The sequence below is a fragment of the Formosa bonchosmolovskayae genome, assembly GCF_051016085.1.
Taxonomy (GTDB): Bacteria; Bacteroidota; Bacteroidia; order Flavobacteriales; family Flavobacteriaceae; genus Formosa.
This window is the reverse complement of record NZ_CP174605.1, coordinates 2,065,951-2,078,297: the sequence shown is the minus strand read 5'-3', so window position 1 is coordinate 2,078,297 and position 12,347 is coordinate 2,065,951. Positions and strand designations below refer to the sequence as shown.

The window sequence follows — 12,347 nt, the reverse complement described above, 5'->3', positions numbered from 1 at the left end:
ATTAATACTTAATTATATTCCTAAAAAGTGAACATTTTTCAAAATAATACGTATTTTTACCAAAAACTAAAACAAACGGCTTTTAAATTATTAATAGTGAAATTCTATTTAATAAAATTAGAAATCGTTCTTTATAAGATACACAAAACCCATACTAATCATAGGATTTTTGAGCATCGCTAACTAGAAATAATTCATTTAATTATAATGATTTACAACCTGATTATTAATCAATTTCACTATATATTATGACTAAAATTACTCTACTAACAGTTTTACTTTTAATGATTTCAGGTAGCTGTTTTGCTCAATTTTCTATTGATGGAGAATTGAGACCACGAACAGAATTCAGACATGGTTACGGCACCATAATAGCAGATGATGCCGATCCTGGATTTGGGGTTTCGACTAGGGCGCGCGTGAATCTGGGCTACAAAAAAGAGACTTACGAAATCTATATTGGCGTTCAAGATGTTTTTGTTTGGGGAGAAAACAGACAACTTTTAATTGAAGATGAAAACAATTCCTTATCACTTTTTCAAGCTTGGGCCAAACTAAAACTTAACGAAAATTGGTCGACTAAATTAGGTCGGCAAGTTATTGCTTACGACGATCAGCGTATTTTTGGAGGCGTAGATTGGACACAACAAGGTCGGAATCACGATGCACTTCTTATTCAATTAGGAAAAGAATCTTTAATATTTGATGCCGGATTTGCCTATAATCAGGATTACGACAACGTTGCTGGATTTCAAAATGTAGATAATACGTATTACACTACAGGATTTTTCTCGTATAAAACCATGCAATACGCTTACGTAAAAAACACCTGGGATGCTTTTTCTGCCAGCTTTCTGTTTATGAATAATGGTTTTCAGGAATTCGACATCGATAATAAGGCCGATGGACTTAGTTATTTACAAACCTTCGGAACCCATTTAGCGTATGCTAAAAGTAATTTTGATGTAGCTAGTAATATATACTTACAAACAGGACACAGACAAGGCGATATTAAAGTAAATACGGGATTATTAGCAAGTCTTGATGCCCATTACAAAGTGACAACTAAAATTAAATTAGGAGCAGGATTTGAATACATTAGCGGAAAATCTCAGGATGAGTCTGCAGACGAAACAGGAGCATTCTTCCCACTTTATGGAACCAACCATAAGTTTAACGGATACATGGATTACTTTTACGTAGGTAATCATGCGAACTCTGTTGGTTTAGTTGATATACATGTTAATGCAAATTTTAAATTAGGTGAAAAATCAAGTTTATCTGCAAGCATCTTAAATTTTTCTGGTACTGAAGAATTACCGAGTGGTGAGAAAAGTTTAGGAACAGAAATTGACTTAGTGTTTCAACATAAGTTTAAAGAGTTTTCAGTTGGCGCAGGATATTCACAAATGTTTGCTTCGGATGGCATGTACGAACTTAAAGGTGTTTCGGAAGACTTAGCCGCAGATTCCCAGAATTGGGTTTGGGCCATGTTGGTTTTAAAACCTAAATTTTTATAGAAAAAACTGTTTCAATACTAAACCTATATAAAAGAAGCCTGTAAAATCGAATGTTTTACAGGCTTCTTTAGTTTTTGCTTATTAAACAATTTGAAATTTACACATCAGTAATTACATTAATCGTCGTTTTTCGTCTAGAATCTCAATGCTCCTTTGCTTAGTGTTCTTAAATAAATTCTTAGATAACATGAGCTGTTATTATTCTTCTTTACCCTGAACTTATTTTAAGCACACAAAAACTGATAGCTATAAACCCAATGAGTTACCAAACACATCTAGCCTAATGTGCTTAAGTATCATTCTCGAATAAAACCATTTCGGCTTTTCAATTATATAATATTATATTTTATTAAAAACAGATTAGTCACACGCCTAGGCTTCTATCCGTATAATATCATGTCTAGATATTTAGCCACAAGTAATTTTTTTTTAGTAAAATCCATTTAACAAGTATATCAAGTTTATTAAACAAAAAGCCTTCTAAACTTACGCTTAGAAGGCTTTTTATTATAATAAAGAGTCGGTTACTTATGCAGCAACATCGTCTCCTCCATTTAACTTTCTTTTCTTTTCAGAACTAGCTAAAGTATCGTACATGATTGGTGTCGCGATAAATAATGAAGAGTATGTACCTACGGCAACCCCTACTATTAATGCGAACATAAATCCACGTATAGAATCTCCACCAAAAGTAAAGATAGCTAATAACACCACTAATGTTGTTAAAGATGTATTTAAGGTTCTACTAAGCGTACTACTTAAAGACGTGTTAACCACTTTGTTTAAGCTCCACTCTGAATGAATTCCGAAGAACTCACGAACTCTATCAAATACAACCACGGTATCATTCAGCGAGTAACCAATTACGGTTAATATTGCTGCGATAAACGCTTGATCAATTTCCATGTTAAATGGCATGAATTTGTATGTTAAAGAGAATACCCCTAATACAATAATAACATCGTGGAATACTGCTGCTACAGCTCCTAATGAATATTGCCATTTCTTGAAACGGAATAAGATATATAAGAACACTACAATAAGAGATCCTAACACGGCCCAGAATGATTCTTTCTTAATATCATCTGCAATTGTTGGACTCACTTTGTAAGATTTCATTAATCCAACCGTTTTGTGTTGGTTATCGCTAATAAAGTCTTCGTAAGAAACACCTGTTAAATGTGGTTGTAAGGCTGTATATAAACCTTTTCTGATTTGCTCATCAACCTCAGCACTTGTTTCGTCTACTTTATATTTTGTTGTAATTTTAACTTGGTTATCACTACCCAATGTTTTAGCATCTGCACTTCCAAAAGCTTCATTTAAGGTAGGCACCAATTCTGAAGGACTAACATTTTCTTCAAAACGTACTTGGAAACTTCTACCTCCAACAAAATCTACACCTTGATCTAATCCGTTAGTAAATAAAGAACCTAAACTAACCACTAATAAAACACCTGAAACGATATAAGCAATTTTACGTTTTTGTAAGAATTCGATATTAATGTTTCTGAATAAGTTTTTAGTCAGTCCTGTAGAGAAATCTAATTTACCACCACGGTTAACATACCAGTCAATTAATAACCTTGTAATAAATATGGCTGTAAATAAAGAAGTTACAATACCAATTAATAAAGTAGTTGCGAATCCTTTAATTGGCCCCGTACCAAATATAAATAAGATTAAAGCCGTTAAACCTGTTGTAATGTTGGCATCTAAGATTGAAGATAATGCATTACTAAATCCGTCTTGAATAGCTTCTCTCTGACCTTTACCATTTGCTATTTCTTCTCGAATACGCTCAAAGATTAACACGTTTGCATCTACCGACATACCAATAGTTAATACAATTCCGGCAATACCAGGCAATGTTAAAACAGCTCCTAAACCAGATAATACACCAAAGATTAATAAGATGTTTAATGCCATTGCAATATCTGCAAATAACCCCGCTTTACCGTAGTAAAAGAACATCCATACTAATACTAAAGCCAATGCGATAACGAAAGAAATTTCTCCACTATCAATCGCTTCTTGACCTAAAGATGGTCCAACAACGTCACTCTGAATGATATCTGCAGAAGCGGGTAATTTACCAGCACGTAAAACGTTTGCTAAATCGACAGCTTCATTTAATGTAAATTGTCCTGAAATTTCTGAATTTCCTCCAGCAATTGGTCCAGTAGTTACACCAGGTGCAGAATATACAATATTATCTAAAACGATAGCAATTTGACTTTGTTGAGAATAAGCATTACCTGTTAATTCTTCCCAAATTTTAGCTCCTTTTGCATTCATTTGCATAGATACAGCAGGCTTACTTAATTGGTCGTAAGTCTGTGTTGCATTAGTAACTACTGCTCCACTCATAGGTGGTACATTTTCTCTATTACCAATTAAGGCATATAATCCTACAGCATCACTTCCTTTTTCTGGCATACCAAAAGCAAACTTAACATAACGTTGCTCTACAGGAAGTAAAGCTCTAATATCTGCTCTGTTTAAATAATCTAGAACAGTTTGCTTATCATCTACATCAAATTGAGCGATAATTGGCCCACCTTGGTATCCTTGTCCTATTATTAAATCTAATAACGGGTTTGCAGATACACTAGTAGAATCTGTTACGGCTTCTCCTAATAAATCATCGATTTGAGAATCGCTTTCAGTAGTTTCTGCCACAGCATCTTCTGAAGTTGTAGTTTTAGCATCTGCCTCCTCTTTAAGTACATTGTTTGCTTGAATAATAAACGGAATTAAAGATTCTCCTTTATATACTTCCCAAAATTCTAATTGCGCTGTACTTTGTAATAATTTTGTAGCACGCTCTACATCTTTAACTCCTGGTAATTCAACCAAGATACGTCCTGATTCACCTAAACGCTGAATGTTTGGAGAAGTCACCCCAAATTCGTCAATACGCTTACGTAATACTTCGAAAGCAGACGTAATAGATTCGTCAATTTTTCTGTCGATGATAGGCTTCACCTGATCGTCTGTCATATCAAAAGAAATTTCTTCACTTAACGCTCTGTTTGCAAAAATATCTGGAGATGCTAATTTAGTGTCTCCTTTAATTTTATCGAACGCAATGTAAAAATCTTCTAAATATGTATTCTGACTGTTTTTCTGAAGCTCTGATGCATCGTCTAATGCTTTATTAAAAGCTGGTTCGCTAGTGTGATTAGCTAAACCTTTTAAGATATCTTTTACCGAAATCTCTAAAGTAACATTTATTCCTCCTTTAAGGTCAAGCCCCAGGTTCATGGCCTTATTCTTAACCTCGTCGTACGTATAATCTGCAATACCTAGGTCAAAAACTTTTTCTGTTGATAATGAATCCAAATATCTAGCCTCTTTTACCGAGTCTCCATTTGAATACGCTTTTGCTGCGTCGTCGATACTGTTTGCTTTAAACGTGAACGATAATTGGTAAATACTTACCAAACCGAACAAGACTGCAAACAACTTTACTAATCCTTTATTCTGCATTATTTAATTATTTGTTAATAATATTGTGAGATGTGTGCTGTACTTAAAACAGCGAAACATATGAGTTAATTTTTATATATAAGTGAAGGATAGTTTATAGACAGAATGGTCTAACTATCTTTTTAAGAGTGATAACGAAATTACGCACCACGCCTCTATTTTTTGGAGGAAATTTAATCCATCAAGAACTTATTTATGACGGTATTATACTGCATTTAAAAAAACGGAAACCTCCCTAAGTTATAGGTCCTGCCCTAACTTCGGGTATTTTCTTAGCATCATTATCTATTGCAAGCGCAATAGTTCTGTAAAATTTATACGCCACTTTAATTGAAGGCAACTCAACTACATTTGAGCTATAAGTGGTACGCGGATAATCGTTTGAATTGTTAAAATGATGACTACTCGCCTTTAACTCTACCGCAACTTTACCAGAATGCTCGAAAGCGAAGTCGTAACCGTTATGGATTTCAAAGACATCAAAATTATAAGTGGTTTGCATGCCTCCATCTTCCGAAGGTAATTGCTTATGCTTTGAAGTAGAATTATCGAATGCCAAAGATTGATCTTCCGATAATATTTTTTTTATGCGATCTACATTAGAATCACTGTAATAAGTAATGTTTAAAACACCATGCTCACCTTCGCTAACCTGAATATTTTCGGCACCAATACTTTGAAGTTGCTCGGTAATGGTAGAAATGGCTTTGTCCGCATTTTCCTGTGCAGATACATAACCAGAAAGTTGCAGAACAATTTCCTGATTAGGCACAGCCTTTGAATGCTGACTAGCAACACCAAAAAACACGGCTACAATTACGGTTAAAGTACTAAGGTACCATTTCAAATTCATGCGCCAAATATATGAAAAATTTAACACTACATTCTATGCTTCTTGATATTTATAGGCAAGAACTTAAACCATTACATTTTAAACAGATAACATAAAATTTTATGAATATACAGAAGAAACCATAAAGCGGTTTTCACAGGTTTGTGAATTAAAAATGAAATACATCCCTAAAAATCCTTAAGATGAAATGGTACTAAAAACAAATATACTCACATATATAAGTGACACACGCCTTTACTTAATAGGAATAGATAATAACGGAATATTTAATCCAGAAGCCATTACTCGCGTTTTACTTTTATGAACTAGAGATTCCCAGAACCCGTACGCTTTAGGCATCATGACCAATAATTCCGAATCTGATCTCTTAATTTCTTTTTCAATTTCCTCAATTACAGTATCAGACTCTATATTCTTATACAAATACGTCACTTTTTCTAGTTGCGTATCAATATTGCTTATAGTCTTGGTATTTAACTTTAATTCATCTATTAACTTATCGACATAAAAAACAGTAACATCAGATTTTAAATTAGAAGATAATATTTTAAGTTTTGCCAATGTTTTTAAAGGTACAGCTTGCATTAAATCGCATGAAAATAGTATTTTCTTCATCCCTTTAAATTTCGCACTTACCGGCACAGCTAATACTGGGAATTTTTTCATACTAATTAATGTCGTGGTTGGATTACCCAATAGGTTTTGTTCTAGCGATTTTCCAGACATCCCAATAACCAATAGTGATGCGCCCAACTCTTCCATAAGATTATCTATCTTAAATTCTAATTGCGCATAAATGCATTCGTAATCGACCGAAATCTTATATTCCGATTCTAAAGATGCTGCTGTTTCCTTTAATTTATTTCGATTAATTTCTATTAATTCATCTATGTACGCTGCAGGAAACCTAGTGTTTGATGCATGAAGAGGTATTTGAAAAGCATTAAAAAGCATAAGTTTAACATTAAAATGCGATGCTATTGCTGCGGCATAACCGACAGCATTATCTGCTAATTTAGAAAAGTTCGTTGCTACTATAATTGGTCCCATAACTTGATAGATTTTGCTCCTACTAAGGTACCGAATTAATCAATTTTCAGCAAGGAAACACGGCCGATATTTCGGTTATAAAAAACCAAGAATTACTCCTAAAATCCCTTACTAAAAGTGGAAAACACAATGTTCTATTTTGTAATAAGTTAAACACTTTTTAATTCCGATTGAGATGTTAAAGAACCGCCTGAAAACAAAAAAGACTGCCTTTTCAGGCAGTCTTAAATATATTTTATAAAACTAATTTAGAATTCTAAAAGACCATTTGTTTTAGAAACACCTTCTGCACTTGCAGCTAAATGCGCTTTTTCTTCGTCGTTTAATGTAATATCTACTATTTTTTCGATACCATCTTTACCTAATACAACTGGTACACCTAAACAAATATCTGTTAAGCCATATTCACCATCTAATAATGTTGAACAAGGGAAAATCTTTTTAGTATCGCAAGCAATAGCTTGTACCATTCCTGACACAGCTGCACCTGGCGCGTACCAAGCAGAAGTTCCTAATAATTTAGTTAATGTTGCTCCACCAACTTTAGTATCTTCTTTAACTTGATTTAAACGTTCTTCAGATAAAAATTCTGAAACTGGCACACTATTTCTAGTTGCTAAACGCGTTAATGGGAACATTCCAGTATCACTGTGTCCACCAATTACCATTCCGTCTACATCGCTAATAGGCGCTCCTAAAGCTTCTGCTAATCTGTATTTAAAACGTGCAGAATCTAAAGCTCCACCCATTCCGATAATTCTGTTTTTTGGTAAACCTGTAGCTTTATGAGCTAAATACGTCATGGTATCCATTGGATTACTAACTACAATAAGAATCATGTTTGGAGAATGCTCAAGTAAACTTGTAGATACATTCTTTACGATTCCTGCATTAATACCAATAAGTTCTTCTCTTGTCATTCCTGGTTTTCTAGGAATTCCACTAGTAATCACACAAACATCACTACCTGCAGTCTTGCTATAGTCTCCAGTTACACCTGTGATTTTTGTATCGAATCCATTTAAAGAAGCCGTTTGCATTAAATCCATTGCTTTACCTTCTGCAAAACCTTCTTTAATGTCTAACAAAACAACTTCTGAAGCGAAGTTTTTAATAGCGATATATTCTGCACAACTTGCACCTACTGCTCCTGCTCCAACTACTGTTACTTTCATTATAATATATTTTTAGATTGAGATTATTTTTATGCACGTAAAATTAACGATTTTAATACAATTCACATACATAAGTCTGCGAATTATAATAAGATTATGAATTACACCTGCCTGATTTTAAATTTACTGTATTTTGCCACTTTCAACATGTTTCCATGCCAATTGTGTATTATAAAAAAGCACCTTAAAAATAAATTTAAGGTGCTTCTAAGTATTATTTACGCATCAATTTTAGCGTATACTGCATTCTTTTCTATGAATTCACGACGAGGTGGTACCTCATCTCCCATTAACATAGAGAAAATACGATCGGCTTCTCCACCGTTATCGATATTTACTTGTCTTAATGTTCTGAAGTTAGGATTCATTGTAGTATCCCAAAGTTGCTCAGCATTCATCTCTCCAAGACCTTTGTAACGCTGAATCGATGCTCCTCCAAATTGTTCTACTAAACCATCACGTTCACTATCACTCCAAGCATATTCTTTTTTAGCTCCTTTTTTAACTAAATATAAAGGTGGTGTTGCAATGTAAATATGTCCGTTTTCAATAAGCTCCTTCATATATCTAAAGAAGAATGTTAAAATTAAAGTAGCAATGTGACTACCATCGATATCGGCATCACACATAATAACCACTTTATGGTAACGTAATTTTGAAAGGTTTAAGGCTTTACTATCTTCTTCTGTACCTATGGTAACCCCTAAAGCTGTAAAGATATTCTTGATTTCTTCGTTTTCGAAAACCTTGTGTTGCATAGCTTTTTCAACGTTAAGAATTTTACCACGCAAAGGTAAAATGGCTTGAAATGCACGGTCACGACCTTGCTTAGCCGTTCCACCCGCCGAATCTCCCTCGACAAGGAATACTTCACATTTTGATGGGTCTTGCTCAGAACAGTCACTTAATTTCCCAGGTAAACCACCAATACTCATTACGGTTTTACGCTGTACCATTTCACGTGCTTTTTGTGCCGCGTGACGTGCTTGTGCTGCTAATATTACTTTTTGAACAATAGTCTTAGCATCTTCTGGATGCTCTTCTAAGTAGTCCGTTAACATTTCTGAAACCGCCTGACTTACAGAAGCAGAAACTTCTCTGTTCCCTAACTTGGTTTTTGTCTGCCCTTCGAACTGAGGTTCTTGAACTTTTACAGAAATAATTGCAGTTAAACCTTCACGGAAATCGTCTCCTGAAATCTCGAACTTTAATTTATCTGTTAACCCAGAGCTATCGGCGTATTTCTTTAACGTATGTGTTAAACCACGTCTAAAACCAGAAAGGTGCGTTCCACCTTCATGCGTATTAATGTTGTTTACGTACGAGTGTAAATTTTCTGAATACGACGTATTATAAATCATTGCTACTTCTACAGGAATATCATTCTTTTCCCCTTCAAAAGCAATAACTTCAGTAATAATAGGCTCGCGGTTTCCATCTAAAAACTTAACGAATTCCTTTAAACCTTCATCAGAATGAAAAGTTTCAACATCATGCTCTCCTTCTTCATTCTTCACTCTTTTATCGATAAGAGTAATCGTGATTCCTTTATTAAGGTATGCTAATTCACGTAATCTACTCGCTAAGGTATCGTAGCTATATTCTAAAGTTTGTTTAAATATGGTAGGATCTGGTTTAAAAGTTACAACTGTACCTCTTAAATCTGTTTCTCCAATTGCTTTTACAGGGTATAGTGATTTTCCACGCTCGTATTCTTGTTCCCAAATGGTTCCATCTCTATATACCGTTGCAGTTAAATGCTCAGAAAGTGCATTCACACAACTTACACCAACACCGTGAAGTCCACCAGATACTTTATAAGAATCTTTATCGAATTTACCTCCGGCACCAATTTTAGTCATTACAACTTCTAGAGCAGAGATACCTTCCTTTTTATGCAAATCTACAGGTATACCACGCCCATTATCTTCGGTAGTAATAGAGTTATCCTCGTTGATTATAACTTTAATAATGTCGCAATGACCTGCTAAGGCTTCGTCAATAGAGTTATCTACAACTTCATAAACTAAGTGGTGAAGACCTCGTACTCCAACATCTCCAATATACATGGAAGGACGCATCCTTACATGCTCCATACCCTCTAATGCCTGAATACTATCGGCCGAGTAACTATGTTTTTTAGCTTCTTCGCTCATAAAATATTATATGTTATACTTTTGATTAAAATCCATAAAAAAATGATGCAGAGCGCATCATTTTCGATACAAACAAATATACGAATTAATAAGCTGTTTTAAAAGCTTATCAGGAATCTAGCCTTAAAATTATCAACATTTGTTAATTTCAAAAAACACGCTTAAAACAGCTAAAAACAGGCTTAAATAAGATTATCGTGTTTTTTAACATGATGTTAAAAATGAAAAAACGTCAAAATCTCTAAAAATCGAGATTTTGGGTTATACAAAATTCTAAATGATAAGGTTATTAATCTAAAATAAGGAAAAATATTCCGCTAAATTGAACGACCATAAAACGTTCAAACTCTAAAAAAGGACTAGGATTTAATTTTAAAACCAACCAACTCTTGATTATTAAAATTTGAGATATTAAGAGTTAAATATGACAGAATAAAGTGAATAGTAAAACATCTATAAATAGCACTATTCTCTGCTCATAAATTAGCTTTATTTACCTCATGTAAAAGACAAAATTTTAAATCTACCACATCATCACGGGGAAATTTCTTACCAAATGGCCATAAATTTTTCATGATTTACGCAAAAAACGCACACACCGCTTTCTACTTAGCTCATATAATCAAAGAATTTCACCTACAGATTTAATTAAAAATGAAATTTTAGTCCGTTTAAATTATCAACTTCACATAACGTCACTCCTTGTGAAAACATTTAATTTTTTGTTAAGAAACATAAATTAAAGAATCTTTTATATTTACTTCCTTACTTACCAAATATAAAATAATATGAATACTATTAAAACCGTTGCTTTCCTATTTCTGATGGCATTTAACTTAACATTATTACAAGCTCAGGAAGGTCACTCTCTAGAGGGAAAATGGAATTTAACTATTGATCAAGACGGTAAAAAATTACCATCTTGGCTAGAAATTAGACACTCAGGTTCTAAAACATTAATTGGAAGATTTACTTATGCTATAGGTAGCGCGAGGCCCATAGCTGAAATAGAAAAATATGGAGAGGTATTCACTTTTGAAATTCCGCCACAATGGGAACCAGGTGCTTCTAATATGGTTTTTACAGGAACTATGGAAGATGACCAACTTAAAGGAAAAATGGTTTTTGTTAACGGAAAATCATATTCATGGACTGCTACAAGAGCACCTAAGCTACCGTATTTCGACAATCCAAAAGAAGGTAAAACCATTAAACTTTTTAATGGAAAAAATTTAAATGGATGGGTAATAAAACCTGGAAATCAATGGGAAGTCGTTGATGGTATTTTAACGAGTCCAAAATCTGGGGTAAATTTAGTTTCTGAAGAAAAATTCAAAGATTTTAAATTACATACAGAATTCCGTATTCCTGAAAAAAGCAACAGCGGTATTTATTTAAGAGGTCGCTACGAAGTACAAATTGCAGATAACATTGGATTAGAACCTTCTTCTATATATTTTGGAGGAATCTACGGGTTATTAATTCCTAATGAAAACGTAGCCATGAAAGCTGGTGAATGGCAAAGTTTTGATATTACCTTAATTGGTAGACGCGTAACCATTGTTGCCAATGGAAAAACTATTATTTCTAACCAGAATATTGATGGTATGACAGGAGGAGCTTTAGACAACAATGAAGCAGAAGCTGGTCCAATATTAATACAAGGTGATCATGGTTCTGTAGAATTTAGAAAACTAGAAATTACACCCTTAAGCAAGAGTTAACAACAGTATATGCCTAGTCCTGAATAACCGATACAGATTATTAAAGGATTAAAAATAATTAATTAAACCTGAACAATAGATTTATTGTTCAGGTTTTTTGATTTATACCGTTTTGCTTTTAAAGCACTAATATAACCTTAACGACATACCAACGCTCCCTTATTGCCCCCTTATGAAATGACAAACTCTAAAACCAGGCTATATCATAAAACAATGACTACTTAATACAATTTAATAGCAGGCTTCGCCTTTATTGATTCATGTTTTAAAGACTTAGATATAAAAAATAGGACTTAGAACTATACTTTTCCTAGCCACTTCAAACAACAATCCCAATTGACACATAAATTAGGCATCATTTGTTACGCATTACAGTA

Annotated in this window: 7 protein-coding genes; 2 read left to right on the top strand and 5 right to left on the bottom strand. The window is 33.7% G+C overall.

Annotated features, from left to right (window positions below; all coding sequences use genetic code 11):
* The first annotated feature begins 248 nt into the window (after positions 1-248).
* Positions 249-1,520, top strand: a complete 1,272-nt coding sequence (locus ACKC83_RS08840; protein ID WP_434037748.1) for an alginate export family protein — start codon at positions 249-251, stop codon at positions 1,518-1,520.
* Between the two features lie 528 nt (positions 1,521-2,048).
* On the opposite strand, the gene secDF is transcribed toward ACKC83_RS08840, so the two are convergent.
* From secDF to gyrB, 5 genes are all read right to left on the bottom strand, one after another.
* Positions 2,049-5,012 (bottom strand): protein translocase subunit SecDF, encoded by a 2,964-nt coding sequence (gene secDF, locus ACKC83_RS08835; protein ID WP_434037747.1) that lies wholly within the window; start codon positions 5,010-5,012, stop codon positions 2,049-2,051.
* A 235-nt stretch (positions 5,013-5,247) separates the two neighbouring features.
* A complete protein-coding gene (locus tag ACKC83_RS08830) occupies positions 5,248-5,865 on the bottom strand; it encodes a hypothetical protein (RefSeq protein ID WP_434037746.1) in 618 nt (205 codons plus the stop codon).
* 234 nt (positions 5,866-6,099) lie between these two features.
* Positions 6,100-6,915, bottom strand: coding sequence for a universal stress protein (locus ACKC83_RS08825; protein ID WP_434037745.1), 816 nt, complete (start codon positions 6,913-6,915; stop codon positions 6,100-6,102).
* Between the two features lie 248 nt (positions 6,916-7,163).
* Positions 7,164-8,090, bottom strand: a complete 927-nt coding sequence (mdh, locus tag ACKC83_RS08820) for a malate dehydrogenase (protein WP_434037744.1) — start codon at positions 8,088-8,090, stop codon at positions 7,164-7,166.
* A gap of 218 nt (positions 8,091-8,308) precedes the next feature.
* Positions 8,309-10,246: a DNA topoisomerase (ATP-hydrolyzing) subunit B gene (gene gyrB / locus ACKC83_RS08815; protein ID WP_414036075.1), complete on the bottom strand. Its 1,938-nt coding sequence runs from the start codon at positions 10,244-10,246 to the stop codon at positions 8,309-8,311.
* Positions 10,247-11,034: 788 nt separating this feature from the next.
* Here gyrB and ACKC83_RS08810 point away from each other — a divergent pair.
* The gene (locus tag ACKC83_RS08810) at positions 11,035-11,970 is read left to right on the top strand and encodes a 3-keto-disaccharide hydrolase (protein ID WP_414036076.1); all 936 of its coding nucleotides are present in this window, start codon (positions 11,035-11,037) and stop codon (positions 11,968-11,970) included.
* Positions 11,971-12,347: the final 377 nt, after the last annotated feature.